The sequence below is a fragment of the Mesorhizobium sp. M1428 genome, from assembly GCF_040317515.1.
In the GTDB taxonomy this organism is placed as follows: Bacteria; Pseudomonadota; Alphaproteobacteria; order Rhizobiales; family Rhizobiaceae; genus Mesorhizobium.
In genome coordinates this window covers 20,314-45,426 of the sequence record NZ_JAMYKT010000026.1, presented here as the reverse complement: position 1 = coordinate 45,426, position 25,113 = coordinate 20,314, and the positions used below count along the sequence as shown (strand labels likewise).

The 25,113-nt window shown below is 57.2% G+C and carries 20 protein-coding genes and 3 pseudogenes; 15 read left to right on the top strand and 8 right to left on the bottom strand.

Annotated features, from left to right (window positions below; genetic code table 11):
- Positions 1-11: 11 nt before the first annotated feature.
- From trbL to NKG60_RS26385, 5 genes are read left to right on the top strand one after another with little or no spacing between them, the layout of a single operon-like run.
- Positions 12-1,334, top strand: coding sequence for a P-type conjugative transfer protein TrbL (gene trbL / locus NKG60_RS26405; protein WP_352901958.1), 1,323 nt, complete (start codon positions 12-14; stop codon positions 1,332-1,334).
- Positions 1,335-2,066 (top strand): conjugal transfer protein TrbF, encoded by a 732-nt coding sequence (gene trbF / locus NKG60_RS26400; RefSeq protein WP_352975968.1) that lies wholly within the window; start codon positions 1,335-1,337, stop codon positions 2,064-2,066.
- Positions 2,056-3,084: a P-type conjugative transfer protein TrbG gene (gene trbG, locus NKG60_RS26395; protein ID WP_352901961.1), complete on the top strand. Its 1,029-nt coding sequence runs from the start codon at positions 2,056-2,058 to the stop codon at positions 3,082-3,084. Before trbF ends, trbG begins: the two co-directional genes overlap by 11 nt.
- Positions 3,085-3,094: 10 nt before the next feature.
- Positions 3,095-4,312, top strand: coding sequence for a TraB/TrbI/VirB10 family type IV secretion system protein (locus NKG60_RS26390; RefSeq protein WP_352975966.1), 1,218 nt, complete (start codon positions 3,095-3,097; stop codon positions 4,310-4,312).
- An 11-nt stretch (positions 4,313-4,323) separates the two neighbouring features.
- Positions 4,324-4,596 (top strand): DUF2274 domain-containing protein, encoded by a 273-nt coding sequence (locus NKG60_RS26385; protein WP_023680069.1) that lies wholly within the window; start codon positions 4,324-4,326, stop codon positions 4,594-4,596.
- 369 nt (positions 4,597-4,965) lie between these two features.
- Here NKG60_RS26385 and NKG60_RS26380 read toward each other — a convergent pair.
- Positions 4,966-5,568 (bottom strand): annotated as a pseudogene (locus NKG60_RS26380) (alpha/beta hydrolase); the annotation flags it as partial.
- A gap of 677 nt (positions 5,569-6,245) precedes the next feature.
- Between NKG60_RS26380 and NKG60_RS26375 the strand changes: the two are divergent.
- The 5 genes from NKG60_RS26375 (at position 6,246) to NKG60_RS26355 (ending at position 12,302) form a co-directional block, all read left to right on the top strand.
- Entirely contained in the window at positions 6,246-8,057 is a 1,812-nt protein-coding gene (locus NKG60_RS26375; protein ID WP_352975964.1) for a 5'-methylthioadenosine/S-adenosylhomocysteine nucleosidase family protein, read from the top strand.
- On the top strand, positions 8,058-9,260 hold the full coding sequence (locus NKG60_RS26370) for an FAD-binding protein (RefSeq protein WP_352975962.1): 1,203 nt from the start codon (positions 8,058-8,060) through the stop codon (positions 9,258-9,260). It abuts the gene before it with no gap.
- Between the two features lie 94 nt (positions 9,261-9,354).
- Positions 9,355-10,533 carry an HD domain-containing protein gene (locus NKG60_RS26365; protein ID WP_352901976.1) on the top strand — a complete coding sequence of 393 codons (1,179 nt, stop codon included), beginning with the start codon at positions 9,355-9,357 and terminating at the stop codon, positions 10,531-10,533.
- A complete protein-coding gene (locus NKG60_RS26360; protein WP_352901979.1) occupies positions 10,530-11,792 on the top strand; it encodes a DNA methyltransferase in 1,263 nt (420 codons plus the stop codon). The genes NKG60_RS26365 and NKG60_RS26360 overlap by 4 nt, the downstream gene beginning before the upstream one ends.
- A 3-nt stretch (positions 11,793-11,795) precedes the next feature.
- Positions 11,796-12,302, top strand: a complete 507-nt coding sequence (locus tag NKG60_RS26355; protein WP_352901982.1) for a hypothetical protein — start codon at positions 11,796-11,798, stop codon at positions 12,300-12,302.
- 570 nt (positions 12,303-12,872) lie between these two features.
- Here NKG60_RS26355 and NKG60_RS26350 read toward each other — a convergent pair.
- From NKG60_RS26350 to NKG60_RS26335, 4 genes are all read right to left on the bottom strand, one after another.
- Positions 12,873-14,075 carry a PAN domain-containing protein gene (locus NKG60_RS26350; protein ID WP_352975960.1) on the bottom strand — a complete coding sequence of 401 codons (1,203 nt, stop codon included), beginning with the start codon at positions 14,073-14,075 and terminating at the stop codon, positions 12,873-12,875.
- Positions 14,059-15,645: a hypothetical protein gene (locus NKG60_RS26345; RefSeq protein ID WP_352975958.1), complete on the bottom strand. Its 1,587-nt coding sequence runs from the start codon at positions 15,643-15,645 to the stop codon at positions 14,059-14,061. Before NKG60_RS26345 ends, NKG60_RS26350 begins: the two co-directional genes overlap by 17 nt.
- 252 nt (positions 15,646-15,897) lie before the next feature.
- Positions 15,898-16,596, bottom strand: coding sequence for a thermonuclease family protein (locus NKG60_RS26340; protein ID WP_352901990.1), 699 nt, complete (start codon positions 16,594-16,596; stop codon positions 15,898-15,900).
- A gap of 123 nt (positions 16,597-16,719) precedes the next feature.
- Positions 16,720-17,199, bottom strand: a complete 480-nt coding sequence (locus NKG60_RS26335) for a hypothetical protein (protein WP_352682186.1) — start codon at positions 17,197-17,199, stop codon at positions 16,720-16,722.
- Positions 17,200-17,360: 161 nt separating this feature from the next.
- On the opposite strand from NKG60_RS26335, the gene NKG60_RS26330 reads away from it, so the two are divergent.
- Both NKG60_RS26330 and NKG60_RS32325 read left to right on the top strand, forming a co-directional pair.
- Positions 17,361-18,124, top strand: a protein-coding gene (locus NKG60_RS26330) for an IS5 family transposase (RefSeq protein ID WP_352975956.1) whose coding sequence is annotated in 2 segments (ribosomal slippage) — positions 17,361-17,700 and positions 17,700-18,124 — 765 coding nt in all. Because the reading frame shifts where the segments join, the coding sequence is not laid out codon by codon here.
- A 633-nt stretch (positions 18,125-18,757) separates the two neighbouring features.
- Positions 18,758-19,034: pseudogene (locus NKG60_RS32325) on the top strand (integrase core domain-containing protein); the annotation flags it as partial.
- A gap of 124 nt (positions 19,035-19,158) precedes the next feature.
- Here NKG60_RS32325 and gmd read toward each other — a convergent pair.
- The 3 genes and pseudogenes from gmd to NKG60_RS26310 all read right to left on the bottom strand — a co-directional run bounded on the left by gmd (position 19,159) and on the right by NKG60_RS26310 (position 21,521).
- Positions 19,159-20,229, bottom strand: coding sequence for a GDP-mannose 4,6-dehydratase (gene gmd / locus NKG60_RS26320; protein ID WP_023718702.1), 1,071 nt, complete (start codon positions 20,227-20,229; stop codon positions 19,159-19,161).
- Positions 20,230-20,360: 131 nt separating this feature from the next.
- A pseudogene (locus NKG60_RS26315) lies at positions 20,361-20,677 on the bottom strand (nodulation factor ABC transporter ATP-binding protein NodI); the annotation flags it as partial.
- Between the two features lie 439 nt (positions 20,678-21,116).
- The gene (locus NKG60_RS26310; protein WP_352479097.1) at positions 21,117-21,521 is read right to left on the bottom strand and encodes a hypothetical protein; all 405 of its coding nucleotides are present in this window, start codon (positions 21,519-21,521) and stop codon (positions 21,117-21,119) included.
- A gap of 247 nt (positions 21,522-21,768) precedes the next feature.
- Between NKG60_RS26310 and NKG60_RS26305 the strand changes: the two genes are divergently transcribed.
- The 3 genes from NKG60_RS26305 to NKG60_RS26295 all read left to right on the top strand — a co-directional run bounded on the left by NKG60_RS26305 (position 21,769) and on the right by NKG60_RS26295 (position 24,968).
- Entirely contained in the window at positions 21,769-21,924 is a 156-nt protein-coding gene (locus NKG60_RS26305; protein WP_352483792.1) for a hypothetical protein, read from the top strand.
- A 395-nt stretch (positions 21,925-22,319) separates the two neighbouring features.
- Entirely contained in the window at positions 22,320-23,309 is a 990-nt protein-coding gene (locus tag NKG60_RS26300; protein WP_352901996.1) for a nodulation protein NodZ, read from the top strand.
- Between the two features lie 243 nt (positions 23,310-23,552).
- Positions 23,553-24,968 (top strand): mannose-1-phosphate guanylyltransferase/mannose-6-phosphate isomerase, encoded by a 1,416-nt coding sequence (locus tag NKG60_RS26295; RefSeq protein ID WP_352852326.1) that lies wholly within the window; start codon positions 23,553-23,555, stop codon positions 24,966-24,968.
- Positions 24,969-25,113: the final 145 nt, after the last annotated feature.

The window sequence follows — 25,113 nt, the reverse complement described above, 5'->3', positions numbered from 1 at the left end:
AAGACGGCGACATGAATGACCTCGGCGTCATCGATCGCTTTATGCAGACCTTCATCCGCTATATCGACAGCGGGTTCGGTCTGCTTTCGGGCGACGTCGCCTTTCTCACCACCATCCTGATCGGCATCGATATCACGCTGGCGGGCCTGGTCTGGGCGTTCGGCGGCGAACCCAATATTCTCGGTCGGCTCGTTCGAAAGGTGCTCTATGTCGGCGCCTTCGCGTTCATCCTGAACAATTTCCGAAGCCTTGCCGACATTATCTACCGCTCCTTTGCCGGGCTCGGCATCAACGCTTCGTCCGGCAATTTGTCCGCCGACAGTCTCCTGCGGCCAGGCCGCATTGCCGCGGCCGGCTTCGAGGGCGCCTGGCCGCTGCTCAATCAAGCGAGCCAGCTAGTCGGCTTCCCCGAGATCTTTGGCAACGCCCTGACCATCTTCGTGCTGCTTCTCGCCTGGTTCCTGGTTCTCATCGCCTTCTTCATCCTTTCCATCCAGCTTTTCATCACCATCCTGGAGTTCAAACTCACCACATTGGCCGGCTTTGTTCTGGTGCCCTTCGCGCTCTGGAACCGCTCGGCGTTTCTGGCCGAGCGCGTGCTCGGCAATGTGATCTCGTCGGGCATTAAGGTGATGGTGCTTGCCGTCATCGTCGGCATCGGCTCCACGCTCTTCGGCGAGTTCGCTTCCGCCCTGCAAGGCAAGGAGCCGGACTTGGCCGCGGCCATGTCACAGGTACTAGGCGCGTTGGCGCTGCTTGGGCTCGGCATTTTCGGACCGGGAATTGCCTCGGGTCTTGTTTCCGGCGCGCCGCAGCTTGGCGCGGGAGCTGCACTCGGAACCACCGCGGCGGCCGCCGGATCAACGCTCGTTGCCGGAGGTGCGGCGCTTGCCGGCGCGCGCATGGCAACCGGCGGCGGTCTCGCCGCCGTTCGAGCCGGCACGGCCATGGGATCGGCTGCTTCCACAGCTTGGCAGATGAGGCGTGCAACATCGCACGAGTCCGGCCTCTCCGGCGTAGCTGCTGGACTGCAGGGCGTTGCCGGCGCAGCTGGCGGCGCCGCGATGCGGGGAATGCGATCTGCTACAGAACCATTCCGGCGCAGCGCCGATGCCGGCCGCGATGCCGCCTGGACCGCGACGGGCGGCACGCCGACCGCATCAATGACCGGAAACCCTGCCGCGTCAGGTGCCAATGCCGCGCCGGCGTGGGCGAGGCGCTTGCGTTCCCAACAGACCGCGCGCGCCCATCGCCACGCCGCCACGCAGGCCGTCCGCGATGGCGATCGGGGTGGAAGCGGGGCCAACCCCTCTCTCAACGACAAGGAAGACTAGATGCTCTTCAAGCGACCTGTTCAGCGTTACGGGAAGACGCCCCACCCCGTCACACCATACCAGAAGGCCGCCCAACTTTGGGACGAGCGCATCGGCACTGCGCGCGTGCAGGCAAGGAACTGGCGCCTGATGGCCTTTGGCTGCCTCGCTCTGGCCATCGGGCTCTCTGGTGGACTCTTGTGGCAGTCGATGCAGGGCCGCGTCGTGCCTTATGTTGTCGAGGTCGACCGCTTCGGTGAAACACGGGCTGTCGCGCCGGCAATCCAAACCTACGAGCCCGACGATGGCCAGATTGCCTGGCATCTCGGCCATTTCATCCAGAATGTCCGCTCCGTCTCCACCGATGCGGTGCTGGTGCGGCAGAATTGGCTCTCGGCCTACGACTTCGCCACCGACCGTGCAGCCCTCTTTCTCAATGAGTACGCTAAGGCCAATGACCCGTTCGGCAAGATCGGCACGCGCAGCGTCTCGGTGCAGGTGACGAGCGTGGTACGAGCGTCCGACAACTCCTTTCAAGTCAAATGGACCGAGCAGGTCTTTGAGCGCGGCAGCCTCGCCAGCACAACGCGTTGGACCGGGATCCTCACCATTGTGATCCGGCCGCCGAACAATACCGATCAGCTGCGCAAAAACCCGCTCGGCGTCTTCATCAATGCCATCGACTGGTCGCGCGAGCTGGACAGCGCCGCGCCGACAACCGTTTCCCCGAAGGAGCCCGCCAATGACAAATAGAGCCCCATCGCTCCGCACCGTCCTGATCCTGTCGGCGTCGACCGCGGTACTTTCGGCCTGTGCCTCGAAGCCGGTGCCGCCACCGCAGATTTCCTATGACCATGCTGACTTCAAGCCGGCCGCGATTGAGAAGGCGCCGGAGAAGCCCGTCAAGGTCGTGGAAGTGCCGAAACCGCTGCCGCTGCCCGGCCAGTTGCAGCCCGAGCCGGGCAAGGCTGCTGAAGACAAGCGCTCGCCTGAAGAACGTGTCGCCGATGCCAACAAGGCGGCGACGCAGCAACCCACCAAATATGGCTATGTGAATGCGGTGCAGGTTTACCCTTTTGCCGAAGGCGCGCTCTACCAGCTCTATGCCGCACCGGAGCGCGTCAGCGATATCGCTCTGCAGTCAGGCGAGAAACTCCAATCCGTGTCGGCCGGCGATACAGTGCGCTGGGTAATTGGCGACACCGTCAGTGGCTCCGGCGATGACCAGCGCACCCATGTGCTGGTGAAGCCCTTCGCGCCAGGACTTGCCACCAATCTGGTGATCACCACGGACCGGCGAAGCTATCACCTGCAGCTTCAAAGCACGGATAAGACCGCCATGGCGGCCATCTCCTGGACTTACAGCGAGGACCAGATCATCGCGCTACGCCGGCGCAATGCGCAGGCCGACGCCGCTATGCCAGTGGCGTCGAATGTGGCTCTCGAAAATATTCGTTTCCGCTATTCGATTACCGGCGACATGCCGCCCTGGAGGCCGACGCGCGCGTTCGATGATGGCAGCAAGGTCTACATCGAGTTCCCGCGCCGCATCGATCAGGGCGAGGCCCCGCCGCTCTTCATCGTCGGAGCTGACGGGGACAACCAGCTCGTCAACTACCGCATACGGGGCAACTATTACATCGTCGATCGCCTCTTCGCCGCGGCCGAACTGCGCCTCGGCGCCAAGCAGCAGCAGGTGGTGCGCATCACGAGGACCGACGGCAGGCAAGCGCCGAGGCGGATATTGCTCTTTTCGCGTCCCAGCAGGTGAGGGACGGCCCATGACGGATACTTCCCGCTCCGATGCTCCACCGAAACTCGATCCAGAACAGCTGCAGCTGCGGGCCTCGCCTCGCCGCGCTGTGCGCTTCAAGCGCGGCATTATTGTCGCCATTGCAGCTGTTGGTTCCGGCACCGTTCTAGGCGTCGCCATGATGGCGCTGCAGGGACCGGCGCTGCGCATCAAAGAGCAGGCTGACGAGCTTTACAACACTGAGCGGAAGCCAACCGCGGAGGCAATTGAAAGGCTGCCTAAGGACTATTCCGGGATCAAGCCCAAGCCTCCGGTGCTTGGACCACCGCTGCCCGGCGACCTCGGCCGCCCCATCCTTGAGCACCAACGCCAGCTGGGCATCGCGCCGAGCCAGGAGGTTTCGGCGGAGGAGCAGCGCCTTGCACAGCAGGCGGTCGAGGCGCGCGAATCGCAAGTCTTCTTCCGGATCGAAAATCGACCCCGGCAAGCGGATGCCGCCGGCAACGGACAGGGCGGGCGTCCACCCTTTGAGGCAACGGCTCCACAATCCGATGCCGCACGCGATTCAGCTTCGGTAGCACCGGCCGAGGGCGACCCAAACAATCAACAGCGCAAGCTCGATTTTGTCAGCCAGCGGAACACAAGTGGGATCTACAATCTGCATGCACTGCAGACGCCGGCTTCGCCGTATCAGCTGATGGCCGGCAGCGTCATCGCAGCGAGCCTAATCACTGGCATCAATTCCGACTTGCCCGGCCTCGTCGTCGCACAGGTCACCGAGAATGTGCACGACACAGTCACCGGCAGCACCTTGCTCATTCCGCAAGGCTCTCGCCTGATTGGCACCTATGACAGCGTTGTTGCCTTTGGACAAAGGCGCGCGCTGCTGGTCTGGCAACGGATACTGCTGACCGACGGCTCTTCGATCGAAATCGACAATCTGCCGGCGACGGACACCGCCGGCTATGCCGGGCTTGAGGACAAGGTGGATTTCCACACCTGGCAGCTGATGAAAGGCGTTGCGCTGGCCACGTTGCTGGGGGTCGGCACGGAGCTGAGCCTCGGGCAAGACGAAAGCGACCTGGTCAAAGCAATCCGCGAATCCGCTCAGCAGAACGTTAGTCAAGCTGGCCAGCGCATCACCGAGAAGAACCTCAATATTCAGCCCACGATCACCGTCCGTCCTGGTTGGCCACTGCGCGTCATCGTGCACAAGGATCTTGTGCTACGGCCGTACCCGAATTGACTGGAGTCATCATGACCAATCTGAAACTCGGCAAACTTCCGGATCGGACACCTTCGAAGATCACCATAAGCGTAAGTGCAGACCTGAACCAAGCACTGAAGGACTATGCGGCCCTTTATCGTCAGACCTATGGCGAGTCCGAATCGGTAGCGGAACTGATCCCGTTCATGCTGGCGGAGTTCCTGGAGAGCGATCGAGCGTTTGCCAAGGCCAGAAAGGAAGGGCTCCCTGTCGTCGACAAGTCAGAGAAATCGCGGCGGCAGGCAATTTCAGGGTCCGAATAAGTGACAGCGACCAGTGAGTCCGAGGGGGCACCTTTCTAGGCGGGCGAATGCATTGAAGCAACTTGCCGGCGGCAAGCCGAAAAATAGGGCACAATAGACGAGCTGATCTGCCCCGAACCAATGCCGGCTCTGCGCCCGAAGTCGGTCGTTTCGGCGATATCCGAATTAGCCTGAAACCGTACATTCCTCGACCGCCTTGGTCGTAGCGAAGAAGTGCCGGCGCAGTCTTCTGCCGGTGCCCCCTCAAGGCGGTCTGCGGACGTTGGAGAGAAACACTCTCGAACAAAACCGCCGGACGATCCATCCGGCGGCCGTATTTTCGTTTTTCACCTTTAAACTCGAAATGTCCGCACACGGCGCGTGGCCGAACTATCGCTTTTCGACGGATCCCTTGCGGGCAGCTTCGTCGACAACGTCAGCGACGACCTTTGGCTGAGTCATAAAGACCGCATGGCTTGCCGCGACCTCCGTGATAGTCGCCCCGATGCGCTTCGCCATCGGTTGCAACATACGCTGATCGAAGGCCTTGTCGTCGGTTGCAATCACTGCCCAGCTCGGCTTGCTCCGCCAGGCGGCATGCTCGAAATTGGTCGCGAAGGCGGACATGTTTATCGGCACCTGAGAGCCCCGCATGAAAGCGGCATCCGCGTCCGTCGTGTCGCTGGCGAAGCCAATCTTGCACCTGTCGGGAGAAACGAAGCCGAAGCCGTCCGCGTTAGTTTCGATGACAAATTCAGGCGGGGTCTGGTAACCCTCGTACTGCTTCGCAGTCGTCTCTCCGGCATCTGGCGACAACGCCGATGCGTAGACCAGGCCTTTCACGTTTGAATGGGTACCTGCTTCCGTTATCACGGTGCCGCCCCAGGAATGTCCCACAAGGACCGCAGGTCCATCCTGACGGTCAAGAATGCGTTTGGTTGCGGCAACGTCGTCGGCAAGCGAGGTAAGCGGGTTCTGGACGATGGACACACGCGGGCGGTCTGTTCTTCATAGACGCCGCGCGCCGCCTTCCGACGAACTCTGCATCTATTACCCGGGACGACGCAATCCATCCGCGGCGCACAGAGCATTCGTTGAGCTAGCACGGGAACTCGGCTCAAAAGGCCGAAACACGGCTGTATAAGCGCCATTCCGCTTTGCGCCGCGATCCGGCCGTTGAGCGGACCTCGCCGAATCGCAAAAGCGGCCATTCGCCCCTTGGTCGAACCGCAAATTTCGCGTCGTAGCGGATAAACGAATTATCGACGTGAGGCCGCGAAACCGGCCCTGTAGATTGATAAAGCTGAGGCGGCGCTGCGGAAGGAAGTTAGGTGGCATCCCCCCGAATATGAGGGCGACCATTTCATCAATCAATACTCAACGCCCGATTGCCTCTCCAAAGGTGGTTGGGTCAGGCCTTCGTCAGGTGTTTGCCGCACCCGGCGGAGGCCGCTTCTCGTCCATGCCGCATTGTGAAGGACCGCAACCGATCGGCATCTTGGGTGGATAACAAGGCGCCAGGCGCCGGTATGGTTCGCCGTGCGTCGCAAGCCGCCTAGTATGGAGCGGCACACCGATGTCTTGCATCTAACGAATGCGCTATTGGTATCCTATTGCGATTCGGGAAACAGAGCGATTAGCTCATGCCTATACATGGAAAATCGATATACTTGCACCTCTTTGACCGGGAATTGGCAGAGTCTGTCCGAAATGAGGTGTCGGAAACAAATGCGCAGGTCGCGCTTAAGCTGCTGACCTTGTTCACGGGTTCCGCTCTTAACTGCAGCGCATCAATTATGTTTGAAAGTCCCGCTGTCAATAAATCGGACTCCCTGAAGCGCTTTACTCAGCTCCTTGTAAGTACGAGCCATATTTCAGTTTTGAGTAGCCATCCGACGATGGCTGAATTCTTCGAATCTAGGTCAACCCTATACTCACATGACCGCGCTCGATATCCTATGTATTTTGGAAGGCAGATTTTGATTCCAGATTCTGTCTCCATTATTCCCAAGTCCACAAGCGCAACACTCACGTTGGCTCGGCAGCTTGGTGCTTGGGGAGCAGACCAAGGATCGGGGGAAGATCGAGAACGTGACGCCAAGAGGGTGGTGCTTGCAAGCTTGCAACAGCGTGAAGATCGCGCGGTTACCGCCGCCTTGTTCTCAGCTGCAGCTAGTACGTCAAGTCATCCAGAAACTGCAATTGGCTTGATCCGTAGACAAATATCCGTCGAATACACTCGGCATTTTATGAGTTCTTTGAACTCCGATATTTGCACAGGTATACCAGAGATCGGGTTCTTTGATATATGTTCATCGCGGTATCCTGCTTTCGATATTCCTATACTTATCGAAATCGCTAAGGCAATCGGACTTAGTCAAATTATCAGTGCGGATTGGGGTAGTCTTCGCGACTTCTGGGAAGAGTACTTGAACTCAACTAAGCCTCATGAAGGAATCATCCATTTTCAATCCAAGATTGAGTTGCTAGGCTCGACTTTGAGTAACATGTTCCAAGGAGGCGAGTCCATCAGCCGGTCCTCGTTTCGTTTGTGGGTGATCCAGGCCTTGCGCAGAGTAGGTTCCCAATTCTCCTATAGAGAAATTAGTATAAGAGTAGACCAATTTTCGATCGCGGCTTCACGAATAGATAATATAATAGGAAATCTATCAAACAATGGTGATTTTTTACGCGCTAAGGAAGTTGTTAAATCAAGTTTGGAGCGGGCTTTGAAATACGACTATCTAATCGTTGTTGCGACCGAAATTGAGAGAATAAGCGTATTTGAAAAGACGCAAGAGATGGGCAACGTCATCACTCCTCATACCGGCGGCGGCCGCGCATATTTTGACCTTGGGTTTATACATGGGTGCAGGGTGGCTCTCGTTAAAGTAGCAATGGGTGCGGCTACAGTTGGCGGCTCCATTTCTACTACAATGCGCATCCTACCGCATCTCAATCCGCGTTTCGTGATCATGGTCGGAATCGCTTTTGGCGTTGATGAAGCCAAACAATCTATAGGAACAGTTCTGATCAGCCGAAAAGTGCTTGGGTATGAACAGCAGCGCGTTGGTACGGCCGAAGATGGCGTTACGAGACTCAACGTTCAAAGAGGCTCGATAACTGACGCAAGTCCCGAACTCGTCAGTCTTCTTGAAGCGGCAACGGGCGTATGGAACGAGGCGCCCGTTGAAATCGGTCTGATGTTGAGTGGTGAGAAGCTCGTCGACAATGTCGATTTCCGAGAAGATCTGAAATCGATTGCGGATGGAGAAGCTATTGGCGGTGAGATGGAAGGAGTAGGACTTGTGGTGGCTACAGCTGAAAAGCCCACACATTGGGTGATTGTGAAGGCGATCTGTGATTGGGCGGATGGTAAGAAATCCGAGCAAAAAAAGGAGCGTCAGTCTTTCGCTGCTAAGAATGCGGTCTCCCTCGTCTTTCGGGCGCTGCAGATCGTCCCGGACCATGAGGGGAAATGAGTGTCCACGGTGCATTGCGATTTCCTGGTTATCGGCGGAGGTCTTGGGGGCCTAACCGCCGCCTATGTCCTCGCTACCGCAGGGCATACCGTAGTGCTGATTGACCGCAGTCTGCCCGAGGCAAACAGGTCGCTAGGCGGATTTACCCGGTTTTCTGGTGCAAAGTTCTCGCTTCTCCCTGCGGGACAAGGGCTCGCGCCGGTCGCAGGCGGTGTGGAAAAGCTACATGATGCAATTCATGAGGTCTTAGATTTCTGTGAGCTGGGTGATCACCCAGCTGTTGGTTCGCGGGATCTCCTAGACGATCAGCCGATCGGTACAGAGGCGAACATTCGGGCCTACCAGTCCATTGTCCTGACACCGCAGCAAGTCGAACGCCTGGTGGAACGCATTTCGATCAAAGTTGGCGATTTGGTTCGCGTAATTGATGCTGAGATAGATGATTTACGGCGGGGCTCGTCGCATTGGGTGGCCTTCGTGGGTGGCGAGGAAATTGTGAAGGGTAGGGTCGCTGTCTTTTGCGGCGGCAGGATGGGCGGGACGTTGTTGAGGCGTGCGGGTGCGACACCGCAGGAAGGAAAAGGAATTGATTTAGGCGTTCGCTTAGAGTTCGTAGAACGAGAAAGTGTACGCCCACTGCGGGATCGGGGCCCAGACGCGAAGATCCTCATTGGGCCAACCAGAACGTTCTGTCTCAACTATCCAGGGACGATCTTCAGATATGCCTTTCGCGATATCACCATACCTGGCGGGATCGTGGCGGATCCGTCAGAGCGCAATGCCAATTTCGGCGTCCTCACAAGGGTTCAAGGGAAGGATGAGCGACTGGATCGCGTCCTACAATGCCTTCGTTCAATGCCGCCTACGGATTACGAAACAGCGCACCTTCTAACAGGGGCTCCCTTCCAAGAAAAAATGGCTATTCTAGAATCAGCATACGGTCATGAGGTCGTTGGCCATCTTAACAAATTTGCTGAAACACTGGGGGAGCTGGGTCTTGTTGATTGGACTTCGGAGCATCGAGTTCACTTCCCGCTCCTGGACTGGCACTGGGACACTTTCGCAGTCGGGCATTCCCATCGGACCAGCCAGCCAAACCTCTTCGTTGCGGGTGACGCGGCGGGACATGCACGCGGTCTTCTGCAGGCAGGCGTTTCAGGGTGGCTTGCAGCGCGTGAGGCTCTAGCAGATGCAAGCGTTTAGGTGTTTCGATCCGCTATATGGACGCATGGTCCTCACGTCGCGTGAGGCTGAGCTCATGCGCGCTCCAGAAGTGCAGAGGCTTCGGAGCATAAGGATGTGCAACATCAACTCCCTTCTTATGTCTGGAGCTTCAGAAATCTCCCGCTTCGAGCACAGTCTTGGTGTTATGCGACTCGCCAGAGAATGGTCGCTGTACAGCAATGCCGATGAGGAGGCCTCTACTGTTATCTCGGCCGCAGCGATACTTCATGATGTAAAGACAGGGCCGTTCGGGCACTCACTTGAATACATACTAAACGATACGCCCGAGCTAGCGGATTTAGATCACCAGCGTATGAACCAAGGCCTAGAGGAGGCTTTCTTCCAGAGGACCCGGGCTAACGTCTCTTACATGGGCGCTCAGTTCGCTGCCCCCTCGATAATGGGTGAGCATTGGCCTCAGGTCACGCAGACAATTGCAGGAGGCGGACGGCTAGGACCACTGATAAGTGGGACGATGGATCTCGACAACATCGATAACGTTGTGAGGCTGGCGTATCACGTTGGGTTGGCCGGTCATGACGATGCTAATGTGGCACTCGCACTTGCAAGAGATGTTCGTGTGAAGGCGGGCAAACTGTCTATATCCAGTAATACCATTCCCCTCGTTGAGCGATGGCAATTTCTGCGTCATCAACTGTATCGATATCTTTTGCACGATTGGGCTGAATTCTCGGCAAAAGGGATGCTAACGAAAGCCATAGAGCTAGCGACCGCAGCGCAAATAGTTGGCACTGACAGCTGGATACTTACCGATGATGGTCTAATTAATCGCTTAATCTCAATGTCTGTCGGCGCAAACCAAGACATTGGCGCAATAATCAAGAGGATAATGCTGGCTGATCTGTACCATCCAATTTCTTTACTAAAAAGTCGCAATATTGAGGGATACGCAGAACTTTCAAAGCCGATTGTTAAGCGGTCTCTTGAGGCCAGGATGTCGAAGGTCTTGGGATCTCCCTGTATATTCCACGTCATACTAGATCGATCAAAGACTGACAGAAGGGTTGAGTTATACGTTCGCGACCTTGCGGAAGATGTCGCAATAGGGGAGGATTCAAGCGAAATTCTGATGGGTCTATTCTCGTCGCGGGCACCTTCCGATCGAATAGCAGCGCGTGCACTGGTGGAGTTGCGTCTCGTACTGCCGGAATATCTGAAAGATGTCCAATTATTGTCTGATCCATTAGAAGACCCATTTCAGGCGGTCTCTGATCAGCTAAAGTTGATATGATGGAAGCCGACGTTCACAGACAGCTGTCGTTGGTAGACTGGGACTTTATCGAACGCGGTCCGTTAGACATCTCAGCGATCCATTGGTATCCGGGTAGCTTCGCGCCTGGACTTCCCGGTGTATTGGTCGACCTTCTATCTATACCTAACGATACGGTATTTGATCCGTTTTGCGGTATTGGGTCGACTGCAGTGGCTGCCATGCTTCGCGGCCGCAATTCCGTTTCCTGTGATATCAGCCCCGTAGGTGTGATGTCGGGGTTGGCCACAGTCGGGCTGCTAGCGCTACTGTTGCACAACCGGTACCTGTTTGAAGATGTGTTCGATAGCCTACGCGAGGTTGTGGGTGAAGTTCAGAGCAAAAATGCGTTTATCAGAAATCCAGCTGGGCGAGGATCATTGGTGGACGAACATGTCGACCATCTTGGCGGGGAATCGGTAAATAACGTGCTGCCGTTCCTGTTTCGGCAGGCAGCGACTGAGAACCTTCGTAGCTGGTACCATCCAAAGACATTGTTGGAGTTGCAGAGGCTCATTGATCTTCTTGAGAGTTCAAAAATTCCGCGGTTCGGAAAGGTCGTGGGGTTCACAATGTTGTCGGCCATAGCTCGAAGCACGTCTTCAGAGACGCGCAGCTGGGGCCACGTCGCAGACAACGTTCGGCCGCGCGAGTTTGTGTATAAGGACGTAGTACGTGCGGCTACTGCGTGGCTGCAGCGGACCAGACGACAACTATCTGCCGTTCGCGGGTCGATTCCCGGAAGCCCACAAAGTCAGCGATTCGAGTTTTCAGTTATTGACTGGACTGCGCAACGAAAGCTGGAACCGCATTTACATGAAGCTGCGCTCCTGTTGACTTCTCCACCCTATGGAGGGGCGATTGACTATGGCTTAGCGCAACGCCTTACGATGTATTTTATGGGAATGTCAGATGATGAACTCGCCGCGATGGTCAGTGCCGAGATAGGCGCGCGAAGAAAGAGATTTCGGCCGGGCCATATCAACCTTTGGGCGGAGCAGCTTGTAGAGGTAGCGGGACTACAGCTTGAGTCCATGGCACCTGCCAGCTACACAGCATACGTCTTGCCGCACAAAGACCACGGCCGGGATGTGGGTGAGCTGATGCTAAAGAAGGCACTTGGCGAACACGGGTGGGAGCTGTGCTTCTCTGCTGATCGATCAGTGCGCCAGTCTCGAACGCGACAATCTTGGACCTCGATAAAGAAGGAGACGATCTTGGTCTTCAGACAAGGGAAGTGAATTATGCTCTACGTGGTCACCGGAGTCCGCGGAGCCGGGAAAACGACGCTGATAGATGCAATCCGGAAGAGCGACCGGGGTCTGGTCCTGCAGCCTTCAACAACTCGACCACCGCGCTTCGTGGGAGAAGCGGAGTATGAGTTCGTCACGTCCTGGTCTCTGGAGCGCTACGCTTGGTCAATAACGGTTGGTGAGCACGACTACGGTATGCGGCTCAGCGAGATCGATAGATCAGAAACGGCGCCCGCATTCACCGTCTTCGAGCCGATCGCCATCCAGACCTTCTATGATTTCCGGGAACGCTCTGGTATCAGCGCGCGCACGATTGGCTTGGATACGATATCCGATCTTGCGGAGCAGCATTCAAGGGTCAGTGCGGACGCATCTCGTATGATGACGCCTGAGCAGTTTTCCACGGCAGTTACGAGGGTCCGAGCAGCAGATATCGTAATTGATGGTGATCGGCAGGCGGTCATGGAAGCAATCATGACAATCCTGACCGATCGGTAGCGTCCGGCTATCTCCAGATCGTTCGCAGATCTGTCCGCGGTTCATTTTAAAGATGTGACCCGATAACCTGTGGCATCCGTCGCGCAAGTCAGAAGCCACATTGAGGCGGTGCGCTCAACGCTTGCTCGCCTATGTACGGCTAGCGCCGAAGGACTTACACCAGAGGACCATATCCGCATATCCTCAATTGCCTGCCATATGCGATCGCACGATCGCACTTTCTCCCGCCGCCGCACTGAGCCAGCGTTCCTTTCTTGAGACGCTGTTCCCGGGGCGCGCGTCTTAGCGCTGCTTTCGCTCGTCGAAGGTCCGAAGTTGAAGATCCGAGACTGCAAGCTGCCAGTCCGCTGTCGGCCCAATTTTTGACATTCAGTCAGACGGTCCCGCAATGCGCCGACGACAATTCTTTCTCTGAGATACCTCAGTTGGCTCCACTTTGCATTCTGCTAGAGCTTCGTCGAAGAACATTCCTGCCGCTAACCCAAAGGTTGTCGTGGAATTTTGCTAGCCACTTTCTTTGGCGCAGCTTGGCTTCAATCGCTCCTTGAGGATAGGTGCTTTGCTTCAACTTTAGTTGGCGACGCTCTTGATGCCAGATGCGACCGCTGCGTTATCAGCGGATTGGGTTATGCTGTTGAAAAGGACACACGCACTTTCTTTTTTGCGGAAATTGAACCCTAAGCAGGATTTGTCGTTTGCACATTGCAGTATGCAGTCGGGATATCGGAGCGAAGAGGTCCAATAAGCATTGCCAGAAATTTCCGTTTTTGTGGCGAACACCAAATTCGAGTAGCGCAAATTGCTCTCGACCACTTTTTTTGCGGCCATGATCGACTCTTCGCTTTTGACCAGTAGCGATGCGTCCCCTTTCATGAAACAAGCTCGAAATTTTGTGTTATAAGTAACCGCTAGACACCTGAAGTCGGTATTGCAGGCGGTTTGACACTGCTCAGAACTCACGTTCCGAGTTGGCATATCCGGCAGGTCGTTTCCGATCGCGTCCCACCCTGACACGACAACAAATCCACTATCTGGATCGACCTCTGCCGCAGGAGTTTCTGCGGGAACCGTTGCGGCCTGCTCTCGTGACGGGTCAGGAATGATCTCTGAAGACGCAAATGTGCGACCATCCAGCCACGCGCATCTTGTTGCAAGATCGACGGCGGATGAATCATTAAGGCCGACCAACTGAAGCGTCTGAGTAGCAGCGCCAGGCCCGGCTGGTGGTGCGGTTGGGGCAGAACGAGCTGCCAATGATACATTTACGTCTACGCCGTTCACACTTCGCCGAGAGTAACACCACGCTCGGTCCCAGGTCTCGTCGTTCTCATCCTTGAAGTGGTGACCTGTGATTAACTCCCAAGTGGTGCCTTGGAACTTGACGTTCTTGGTGGCGAACTTGTTGAAGTCGACGGTCACCACGTCAGGCCTGGTAGGGACGTCAGCCTGGGGCGCCTGCTCCTGAGCTGGCTTTGGAGTTGGAACAGGAATAGGCGGCTCGTCTTTTGGGGAGGTGAGATCGCTTGGCTGCTCTATGGTCGGCAAAGCCGCCGGCTCTGGCAAGGTTTTGTCCCATAGACCAAGATTGATGCCTAGCCCAATCCCGACCGCCGCCACTGCAATGGCTCCGCCAGTCGCCATTCGGCGAAAGGCGGTCGCTCGGGCTGTCTTCTCTTGGGCCGCGGCTTGAGCCTGCAAGGTTGGAATCGCTGACCTTTTGACGGCGAGATCGACGGCTTGCTCAAGCAGGGTGGTGTTATGCCGGACGAGCACTTTTGCGATCCTTCATTGATACCGTCACGAGGTCTGAGACCTCAGGCGGCAAATCCTGGTCGAGGGCCTTGCGAAGGACTTCGGGATCATCGGTGAAGAGCGGAACATAGAGGATCTCTTTGACCACCTTTTCCACAGGCACCTCAACCCGCTTCTCAACCTCTTTTTCGACCACAACTTCGACTGGTACCTTAATCGTTCGAATTCGGCGCCAACGCCAACTCAGAAGCATTCTGCGGAGCAGCCTGGAAGTCTTGCTCTCTGAATTGTCCTCTTCTCGGGCGGCAATGCGCTGGAGCGCTAGAGCGACCATTGCCGTAATTGGTCCCGCGAGCGCGGCGATGAGCGCGAGCGAGCCGAACCAAATCACAGAGATTATTCCGGCCTGTGCCTCAGTCACCAGTTCAGGTTTGCTGCCGTACCACCGTGAGGCAATACGGCGGACCTGATCTGTCCGCGCCATTGGGATCCGCTCCTTGGCAAACGCGCTGAGGGCTTTGGCAATCTGGTCCTGTCTGACCTGGTTTTGCGCTGAGGTGTTTGCCTTGTTGGCTTCTGCCGCCTGGGCATCTGCGAGCCGTTTGCCCGCTTCATCCAATCGACGCTGCCAAGCCGCGGCATCACTATCGCGCGTTTGCTCCAGAGACAAACGCCTATCGACAAGCTTCTGCCTCTGGTCAGTAGTCATAGGAGGGCTATTTGCCCGCAAACGATCGAAATTTTCACGCAGCGCAGCAATCTCTTGATCGAGCGGCTCAATCCGAGTGTCGAACTTGGTGATAATTTTCGTGCGGGGGTTGGCAAGTTTAGCCACTTCCCATTCTAGCCTGCGTGCCGAGTCGCTGTCGCCTGAATCGCGCGCCATCTTGATACGTTCAACAAAGCTGTCGCGTTGGCGCTCAAACTGATCGACAGCGTCTTTAACTTCGCGATCACGCTGTTGAATCAGCGCCGATCGAACAGCATTTTTCTCATCCACTTGATCGCGAACACGCGAGGCCTCTGGAGTAAGGGCTGTCGTTCCCTCCAATTCCGCATTGGCCTCGGCAATTTGCGACTGAGAGGTCGCACGCGATTTTTCTGCAAGAGAGGTCAGCTGCTCAATTTCGGAACGGGCTTGATCGACCTGATCGGCTCTTCGACCAAGTTCGTCAGCAGAGGCGAGCTTTGTCGCTTCCTGCTCAAGGGCATCAATCTTGTTTACGAGCTCCTCATAACGCAGCTGACGCAATGCGCCTGCCCTCTCCATCCCCATAAAGACAGTTTCGAAAGTGATGCCTGCAAGAACCAGGAGGAAGACCAAGATTATTGGCTTCCAGAGCCAAGACGCGCTGAAAAGCAGTGTAGCTATCGGTATCTTGGTGAGCTCCGCGATTGCCACCATGAGAAAGGGTGCACTGGCGAGCGTCAAATCCATTGCAGTGACAGACTCGCTTGCAGAAAACGCTTGTACGCCTAATGCTACACCTGTCGTAAGACCAATCGCTGCGGCCGCAATCTCTAGGGCCCAGGCACCACGGTAGGTCCACTGGCCATAGCTTGCCAGCTTTTGACTCATCACAGTCTGCATTTTACTCGCCCCCCCGACAGGGCAACATCACGCCTTGATCGCCTGCCAGCATACACTTAACGGTTTTGAAAGTCTTAGTTAAGGCGTCTCTTCTCTCTATTGTCGCAATAACTTTTTTTCTGCCCTTCAGATATAGAATACCTCGTCAAAAAATGGGGTTAGCAGACCGCGTCGCCCATGCATGGTCTTCGTTGGATCGGTGTAAGCGGAAAGCCGAACAGGCCGTAGCGCGCTTAATCCGTTACATTTCAGCTAGCAGAGTGTTTCGCATGGGATCCCATCCTTGTCGCGATCGAGTTTTCCGCCCCATGAGCAGTTTTGCAGGTACCAGTTGGCTTCGTCGCAGGAACCGATCTGCTTGCACGTTCTCCGCGGCTCGCAAGAATAGCCGCTCTGCGCGACCAGCTTACGGCTGATGGTGCCCAGCGGGCGACTCGACGGCGCCGCGCCGTCGGCGTGCGCAGCGCGCCATTCCCAGGGTGCCTGAAACGTCCCGGCCCACAGGCCGATCTTTGAGGCTTGGGCTTGCGCCTGCTGCCCCGCATAGGCGCCCTGGCTGTAGTGAGGCCAATCCAGCGCCTGGCCGTGCTTGACCATCCAGGCGGCCACGCCCGCGCCGTCGGCGCGCCGACAATCGCCGACAAAGCGGTGGTAGCGGTCCCACGTCACGAATGTGCATTCGAGCGGCCTCGACGCGGCCAGGAAAGTGTCCAGCGCTTCGGCCGATCGCCGGCCGCAAGGATACTCGGCGCCATTCGCATCGAGGCACAGCTGCCGGCTCTCTGGCGCGTCGATGCCGTTGAAGCGGACGCGCTGGCCGTGGATTTCGATCGTATCGCCGTCAATGACGGAAGCGACACCGGTAAGCGAGGCGGGCGCCGCCCTTCGTGGGCTGGCCTTTGATGCATCGTCGCTAAGTTGCGCGCCCGACGGCGCCAGGAAGGCGGCCACCGCCGCCGCTGCCGTAAGACCGAGCATTGCCGGCACGCTCGCAAGTTGGCGCCGCCACAGCTTGGCACCGGTGGGTCTCTGCCACCGATTGGATCGATATTTGCGGTATGGCCTGCTCATCCGCTACGCCGACCAGCCCGGCCATGCGCTGTCGACCATGGGCAGGCCGGCGCAATAGTAATCGTCAAGGAACCGCCCGGTGGACCGGTCGCGGCAGCGCCAGATAACGCTGTAGTTCTGGCCATAGAATTGGTCCCACGCGACGCCATAGGTTTGTGGTGGCGGTGGCCGGTAATATGTTCCGCCTCCATAGCCGTTGTTGGCAGCGACACCCACAGCTGCGCCGCCGACAGCCGCGATCGCTATGCCTGTCGCGACAGCATTGTCGGTTTGCACAAGCCTGGTGCACTTCTCTGCTGTTGCGCCCCTGCGCACTAGAAGGGCCGCTACCCTGCTACGATACTGTTCGTCCGTGCTGCTGGCGAGAACGTGACATAGCGCAACGGTATTCATTGCCGTGAGATCGCTGTCCGACACGACAGCGCTCGTAGAGCAGCCGCTGACGCACAGGGCTGCACTTGCGATGAGTGCTCCAATTTTCATGTGAATCCCCCAAACAAATATTGGGGCGAGTTCGACCTAAAAGTCCAGAGTTTTGTTTTTCACTTTGCTACGATTCACAGCATGCTGCGGCTAGGGTCAGGACCTATTAATTTGTTGAATTGATATCTGTTGAGTGATTCAAGGTGGCAGGAGGTGCCGCCTTGAGTGATTTGCTGATGTTGACCCCGGAGCAGATGCGCCGGATCGAGCCCTATTTTCCTTTGTCGCATGGTGTGCCGCGTGTAGATGACCGCCGGGTGCTGAGCGGCATCCTGTTCGTGATCCGCAATGGTCTTCGCTGGCGAGATGTCCCATCCGACTACGGTCCGCACAAGACCATCTATAACCGCTTCATCCGCTGGAGTCGGCTGGGTGTGTTCAACCGCATTCTGGCGGAACTGGCCGCGCAGGGCGGTCAAACGGACAATCTGATGATTGATGCCACCCATCTCAAAGCGCATCGCACGGCGGCGAGCCTGCTCAAAAAGGGGCTCTATCCCGATGTATCGGACGCAGCCGCGGCGGACTGACCACCAAGCTGCAGGTGGTCTGTGACGGCAAGGGACGCCCGCGGCTGCTGCATCTGAGCGAAGGGCAGGCCAATGATCACAAGACTGCTGCGGCAGTGATCGAGGATTTGCCCGCCGCCAACGCCCTGCTGGCCGATCGGGCCTACAGTTCAGCGGCCTTCCGCCAGGCGCTCGTCGAGCGCGGTATCACGCCATGCATCCCGCCCCATGCCAAGCATCGTGTTCAGCACAGCTACGATCCTGTCCTATACCGACAACGCCACAGGATCGAGAACATGTTCGCACGCCTCAAAGACTGGCGACGCATCCACACCAGATACGACAGATGTGCTCACACCTTCCTGTCCGCGATCGCCTTCGCTGCAGCCTTCATCTTCTGGATCAATGAGTCTTAGCCCTAGCCTAGCTGGCATCCACTGCAACCAACCCTTCCGCCGGTCGTTGACTGATGCTGGGTTGATCTCAGCCACTCCAGAACTTGCCCGCTGGCTCAAAACCGGCGGGCTTTTTTTCCGCGACGCCGGAAGGCTCTATCTCGCCGCATGTTGTGGTACATCGGCACGCCGTCATCGGGCCGTGCCGTTGACCAAGGTGGTCCCTCCGCCATGGTCGGCCGGCGCAGCCTTGACCCTCCGCGCGGGCCATCCCAATCAAGCCCGCTGGCTTCGGTCGGCGGCTTTTTATTTGATGCCTCGGCGCCGTCGGCTTGGATCTAGATCCTCGCCAGTGCCGGATTTGAAGGTAAGCTGCGGCGGTATGATCGCACTTCGCGCGGGACGGACCATTGGTGTGCAGCAAGAGCGCCGAGTTCATTCGGCCAAGATTCTGCACTAGGCCGAGGTAGGTGAAGGCAGATAGCTATCCGGTAATCGCTGAGATATTGGAGATAATGTTCCCCCATGGAGGTGTGTACCAGTATTATAAGTTTCCAAACTTCATGTACGAACGCCGTGGACGAGCTGCTGTGTGCGCTTGCTGTAAATCGCTTCCGCGAGTTCACAGTCGGAGGTTGGCTAGGACCCTAACGCGAGAGCTTCAACGGCCCCCTTCGCGATGAACTCCTCAACGAGACGCGGTTCACGTCCCTGGCCCAGGCCCGCGCGAGGCTCAATGTATGGCGCGCCGATTACAACGGCGCGCGTCCGCACTCGCACATCGGATGGCAGACACCCAACGAATGTGCATCGACCTTCAACCCGCGACGGTCGCTCGCGCTGCGCAACGTGAAACGCTCCGCGCCAGCACCCGTCGCGTCCACCGGCCATCAGGGCAAATCCCCCCGGAAACGAACTCACGACTGGATAAGATTTGGGGGAAACGTCAGGGCGGCCATAACTTTGCAGTCTTCAGACGCGAGGCGGCCTACAACAGCGCTGCCCACCATGCTTGTGGCCCGCGACCCACACGGCTTTTCCCTTCAGATCGTACATTATGCTTCCTTCATGATTACCGATGTCTGCATGACCTTGAGGTCTTCCCGCACCATTTCCGCGGCGAGCTCGCGCACGGATGTCTCATGCACCCAGCCGAGCTTCTCCTTCGCCTTGGTGGCATCGCCCAGGAGAAGATCGACTTCCGTGGGGCGGAAGTAGCGTGGGTCTACCTGGACTAGGCATCTGCCGGTCTCGACATCATAGCCCTTTTCGTCGACTCCCTCACCACGCCATTCGAGCTCGACGCCGACATCTTCGAAAACCCATTCGACGAATTGACGGACAGGGGTCGTCTTGCCCGTCGCCAGCACGTAATCATCCGGTTGATCCTGCTGCATCATCATCCACATACCACGCACGTACTCACGCGCATGGCCCCAATCGCGTTGAGCATCGAGATTGCCGAGATAAAGCTTGTCCTGCTTGCCGAGGTAGATAGCAGCGGCGGCGCGGGTGATCTTGCGCGTCACAAAAGTTTCGCCGCGCAGTGGGCTTTCATGATTGAAGAGAATGCCGTTGGAAGCATGGATACCATAGGCCTCGCGATAGTTGACCACGATCCAGTAGGCGTAGAGCTTGGCGGCGGCGTAAGGGCTGCGCGGATAAAAGGGCGTTGTTTCGTTCTGCGGTACGGATTGCACGAGGCCGTAGAGCTCTGAAGTCGAGGCCTGATAGAAGCGGGTCTTGTCCTTCAGACCGAGGAGGCGGATCGCCTCAAGAAGTCGCAATGTTCCGATACCGTCGGCGTTTGCTGTGTATTCCGGCGTTTCGAACGACACCTGGACATGGCTCTGAGCGGCCAAGTTGTAAATCTCGTCTGGCTGGGATTCCTGAACTACTCGGATGAGATTAGTCGCATCAGTGAGGTCACCGTAATGCAAAATTAGGCGCGGATCGGGATCGTGCGGGTCTTGGTAGATGTCTTCGATGCGACCCGTGTTGAAGGAAGAGGAACGTCGCTTAATTCCATGAACGACGTAGCCTTTTTCCAGCAGAAGACGCGTGAGATAGGCACCATCCTGTCCCGTTATGCCCGTAACCAGAGCAACTTTCCTGTTCTCGCCCATTTTCTTCCTGCTCTATGGTAGTTGAAGTTTCGAATCTGGCTCGCCACACCGGCGGCCCGCCTCATACCCTATGGTAGGATTTCGACAGATGCGGCGCGGAACTCGTCATTGACAGTGTCAGCCAGCGAGCACACCTGCTCCTGCTTCGAGGCATAGCAAAACAGAGTCTCGCCGCTAACCTGCCTAAGTCGCACATGCGGCCTGAGTGCCGAACTCAGCTCACGGGGTGAGCGACATAGATTTGAATCACGTCGCACCCGATTTGCTCATCAATCAGCGAGTTAGGACGCCCTTCTGGGATTCTACATCCGTTCTCAAGCACGCACAGTCGGTTGCATAGCCGCTCCGCTTCTTCCACGAAGTGGGTGGCCAGTAGAATCGTATTGCCCTGCGCCAACAGGGCACGTAGCAGTTCCCAGATAAAATGGCGAGCATGTGGGTCCAACCCACACTAGAACTCCACCATCCCTCTTTTGCGCTGACCAAGTAATCTTTGCCTGCTTCAGCGTCTTCTAATGGAAATTGTTTTGATCAGTGAAATCGATTGTTTGGATGAGGTGCATCCATAAAATGGATTGTTTGACAGGGCAGCGCGGCACCATCGGCGGCACAAAGTCGTGGGCGCGAGGTTTCGCTCCGCGCGAAGACAAAGTTCGTGGCAGTCGGGGGCTTCGGGCGAACCGCACATCTGAGACGGCGGCGAACAGCCGGGTAGGGCATTACGTATTGACCTCCAAGGAATTTCGGGCGCGCTAGCCCCGAAAACGGTGGCTGGCTTCAACGATGGGCGGGACGAGGCGACCATCAAACTGTGTTTCATACTGTAGGCGATGGCAGTGCGGCGAATTTGAACGGCCGCCTTTGCCAGCCCTCGCCATCGCATCCGGCTACAGGTGCCGAAGATCTTCTCGATCCGAGTACAAATTCTGTGGATCGGTTGGTTCCAGGCGTCGAGCTTTCGGCCTCGTCGCGCCCCCACATAGCGGTTGCGACGATGCGCGGCCTTCCACCCTTGGCGCGCACCGCGTCGCCGAGATGATTGCCTCGGTAGGCGCTGTCGGCAAACACTTCGCCGGGATTGTCGGGCAGAGCATCAGGAACGGCGTTGCCGTCCTCGGTGTGGGCGCCGTGACGGCGATCTCCTCGACAAGGGCCGTATCGGCGTAGGCACCGAAATGGGCTTTGAAGCAATGAAACGCTGGTCGGCGCTTGTACTTGACCCAATGGCCCTCTTCATCATCTTCGCTGGCCGAGGCGATGATCGCCGCATCGACAGGCGTGCCGATCTTCACCTGGATCGCTGAACTGGCGGGTGATCTCGGCAAACAACAGGGTCATGAACCTCAAGGGCCTGTCGAAAACGGACGAGAGCGGGTTCGCACAGGTGTCGGCTCTGACACCGAGAACCCGCAGAACCGTCGGAACGATCCTCCACATGGCTGCAGACGCCAAAATTCCTCTCCCGGCCATCGTCGCACAGCATCGCGTGCCAGTCGCTCAGTCCAGGCGGCTCGAAAGCTATCCGGCAGGAGTTGCGCCATGTTGGCGCACTTGAAAGCGTCAGAGGGCGCCGTGTCGCATCTCTCGATGGGACCGGACGCCATGATGGCCATAAATGACGTGGATGGCCTGCGCCTGACATTCGACGGCTGGCGGGTCCTGCACATCCGTCCTTCAGGAAACGCCCGCAAATGACATGTTACTTTGAGGCAGTTAAGAATTGGACTTGAAAAAGGGACTTTGTGGACTGCCTCGACCGGCTGTTTCGCTTAGCAAAGCGCGGCCCCACGTCAGCAGAGGCTCATTGGTCAAGGAACGCCTTAGTATCCATCACATGGATGGGCCACATTCACGCAATCAATTTTACACATGTCGCCGGGCGCATTAGAGAACGCTGAATTTAAACCGGAAGCGAGTGTACCCGGCGTCAAGATTTGCGAGCGTCACAGAGATAAGGATAGGCAGTGCTGAGGGAGCTCTTCTGCCCCACGCGCAGCCTCTACCAAATCGCCCGGCGTAACGGTCGACTAGTATCGATTAAGAGATCCCAAGCCAGATGCAACCTCGTCTCTGAAACGAGATTTCCGAAAATGCAGGTCAGTGGATTGGTAAAGCGCAGGTTCGTCGTCTCTCAGAGGCGTACGGGGTTCGGTGATTGTCTGTGGTCGCTGGCGGCCGCTTGGCGCTACGCTCAGCGGTCGGGACGAACGCTAGCCGTCGACTGGCGCGGGTCCTGCTATCTCGACCAACCCTTCACAAATGCCTTTCCGGTGTTCTTCCAACCGATCAATGACATCGCTGGCGTACCGGCTATTTGCGACGACCGGATCAACGACTTTTCCTTCCCGGGTCCATTCTTCCCGGAGTGGTGGAATAGGCCAGCGATCGACTGCCTTTACCGCCCAGATGAGCAGATTTTCCAAGAGCGCGACGAGTTGGGCGAGCTCTTTCAGGCCGAACACGATGTCGAAGCGAACACAGTAGTGTGTGACGCTTGCTTGATGTGGCGCTGCGATGAGGATGCCGAGCGGCAGGTCTTCCAGAGTGTCAAGCCTCGGTCTGAAATTCAAACACGCATAGATGCCATTTACCAAGAATGTTTTGAGGGGCACAGCATCATCGGGGTTCATGTTCGACATGGTAACGGTGAAGACATCATGGACCATGCGCCCTACTGGGCCGATCCGGAGTTCGCCGTTCGACAAGTGTGCACTGCGGTTGATAAGGCTAAAGCGTTACCGCACCCCAAGCCTGTGCGGCTGTTCTTGTGCACGGACAGCGCGCAAATCCTGGATCATCTGTCGGCCAAGTTTCCCGATCTTCTCACCGTACCCAAGCATTTCCGATCCGATCAAGATGGCCCCTTACACACTGCAGCACTTGGGATTGACGGCGGAATTTCCGCCCTCGTTGAGATGTATCTTCTCGGGCGCTGCGATACTGTAATTCGGTTTCCTCCGACGAGCGCCTTTACACGATATGCACGCCTTTTCGTACCACGCGTAATTGAGTTCGATCTGAAGGAGCCAAGTCGTTTGATTTTGATAGAAGACAGCCAAAGAATCTCTGGTCTCAGTTAAGACCCGCCACCTGCACAATTCGGCGGATGCAACCAACAGGCTAGTTGAATGTCATCATTTCTCATCGAGGCCATGGAAGCGTCGTACGATACCGATAGCGTCGTCATCTGAGGCCGTTCGGCAACGCGCCAGAACTTCGCTGTTACTCGGAGGCCGCAGACCAAGCCAGAGCGACGGCGATCGTGACGCTAACGCTCGAAAGGGCGCGGGCAATCACTCCAGAGACGAAATCGAGGTTGTTATATGAAAGTGGTTCCCGTCATCATCAGCGGCGGAGCCGGATCGCGGCTATGGCCCGCCTCAAGGCAATCGCACCCTAAACCTTTCCTCAAAGTGGCAGACGGGCATTCACTGATGCAGCACACTGTGTTGCGCGCCGGTTCGATAAAGGGCGTAGTGGAACTCGTCGCCGTGACATCTGGGGAACACCTCTTCCTTACCAAGGACGACTTCGACGAACTAGAGTCCGTGGTTCTGCCACGCACGTTTCTGCTCGAGCCTGAAGGCCGGGATACGGCCGCCGCCGTGGCGGCAGCCGCGATCCATGCCCGGGCAACGCAAGGCGCTGACGCAATTCTATGCGTCTTCCCGGCCGATCACATGGTTGGAAACCTGCCTGTATTTTTAGACGTCATGGGCCGGGCAATCGAACATGCGAAGCTCGGGCGGATCGCCACATTGGGCATCACCCCAACCAGACCGGACACGGCATTCGGCTATATCGAAGCGGATGGTGAGAAAGTCGTCCGTTTCGTTGAAAAACCGGATCTAGACACAGCCAAAGCCTATGTCGCGTCCAAGCGCTTCTTCTGGAATGCCGGCATTTTCTGCTTTAGCGCACAAACCATGCTCGACGAGATGGCATCGCATTGCCCCGCGGTGATCCAGGCCGTCTCCGACAGCTACGAGAACGGCCGGTTCAGTCAAGGCGAAGGCTTTGCCAAAATCGAACTCGCGCCTGAGCATTTCGGCTCCGCGCCGCGAATCTCGCTTGACCACGCTGTCATGGAGAAGACGAATAAACTTGCCGTGGTTCCCTGCGACATGGGTTGGAACGACATTGGATCCTGGAACGCAATGGCCGATTTGATCGCCCCCGACGAAAGCGGGAACAGGATCCGCGGCGATGTTCACATGGTCGACACGACCGGCAGCTACGTGAGCTCCGACAAGCGCGTCATCGGAACGGTCGGCGTCAGCGATCTGGTGATCGTGGATTCCCCGGATGCTTTGCTCGTCGCATCCCGCGACCGCGTTCAGGACGTCAAGAAGCTGTTCGAGGGCCTCAAGGCTTCCGGAAATGAAGCTCACCTGGTCCATAGCACGGTACACCGGCCGTGGGGTAGGTACACGGTTCTTGAGGAAGGCGAGCGCTTCAAGATCAAACGCATCGAGGTGAAACCCGGTCGGCGGCTGAGCCTGCAGATGCACTATCATCGTTCGGAGCACTGGGTCGTGGTCAGCGGCTCCGCGAAAATCGTCAATGGCGAGCAGGAGTTGTTCCTGGCGACAAACGAATCAGCCTACATCCCCTGCGGCCATAAGCATCGGCTGGAGAACCCAGGCAGAATTGACCTGGTGATCATTGAAGTGCAGAGCGGCGATTATCTCGGCGAGGATGATATCGTTCGCTTCGACGACGTATATGGTCGAACGTAGATTTCACCCGCGCATGACGAGAACGGTCAACGTGTCGCTGACTAATTACCACCAGGAAGGCCGTCTGCCCACTCAGGACAGGATGCTTGTGGAATCGGGAATTGACCAAGGCAGCGGCGAATGACCGCAATCGGCATCAGGGTGG

Bases quoted from the DNA above. Each gene is read 5' to 3' on its own strand.
- NKG60_RS26355 (WP_352901982.1), top strand. From the start codon at position 11,796: ATGCTCTACGTGGTCACCGGAGTCCGCGGAGCCGGGAAAACGACGCTG.
- trbL (WP_352901958.1), top strand. From the start codon at position 12: ATGAATGACCTCGGCGTCATCGATCGCTTTATGCAGACCTTCATCCGC.
- NKG60_RS26295 (WP_352852326.1), top strand. From the start codon at position 23,553: ATGAAAGTGGTTCCCGTCATCATCAGCGGCGGAGCCGGATCGCGGCTA.
- trbG (WP_352901961.1), top strand. From the start codon at position 2,056: ATGACAAATAGAGCCCCATCGCTCCGCACCGTCCTGATCCTGTCGGCG.
- NKG60_RS26385 (WP_023680069.1), top strand. From the start codon at position 4,324: ATGACCAATCTGAAACTCGGCAAACTTCCGGATCGGACACCTTCGAAG.
- NKG60_RS26390 (WP_352975966.1), top strand. From the start codon at position 3,095: ATGACGGATACTTCCCGCTCCGATGCTCCACCGAAACTCGATCCAGAA.
- NKG60_RS26365 (WP_352901976.1), top strand. From the start codon at position 9,355: ATGTGCAACATCAACTCCCTTCTTATGTCTGGAGCTTCAGAAATCTCC.
- NKG60_RS26335 (WP_352682186.1), bottom strand. From the start codon at position 17,199: ATGAAAATTGGAGCACTCATCGCAAGTGCAGCCCTGTGCGTCAGCGGC.
- NKG60_RS26300 (WP_352901996.1), top strand. From the start codon at position 22,320: ATGCAGGTCAGTGGATTGGTAAAGCGCAGGTTCGTCGTCTCTCAGAGG.
- NKG60_RS26360 (WP_352901979.1), top strand. From the start codon at position 10,530: ATGATGGAAGCCGACGTTCACAGACAGCTGTCGTTGGTAGACTGGGAC.
- NKG60_RS26345 (WP_352975958.1), bottom strand. From the start codon at position 15,645: ATGCAGACTGTGATGAGTCAAAAGCTGGCAAGCTATGGCCAGTGGACC.
- gmd (WP_023718702.1), bottom strand. From the start codon at position 20,229: ATGGGCGAGAACAGGAAAGTTGCTCTGGTTACGGGCATAACGGGACAG.
- NKG60_RS26305 (WP_352483792.1), top strand. From the start codon at position 21,769: ATGTTGGCGCACTTGAAAGCGTCAGAGGGCGCCGTGTCGCATCTCTCG.
- trbF (WP_352975968.1), top strand. From the start codon at position 1,335: ATGCTCTTCAAGCGACCTGTTCAGCGTTACGGGAAGACGCCCCACCCC.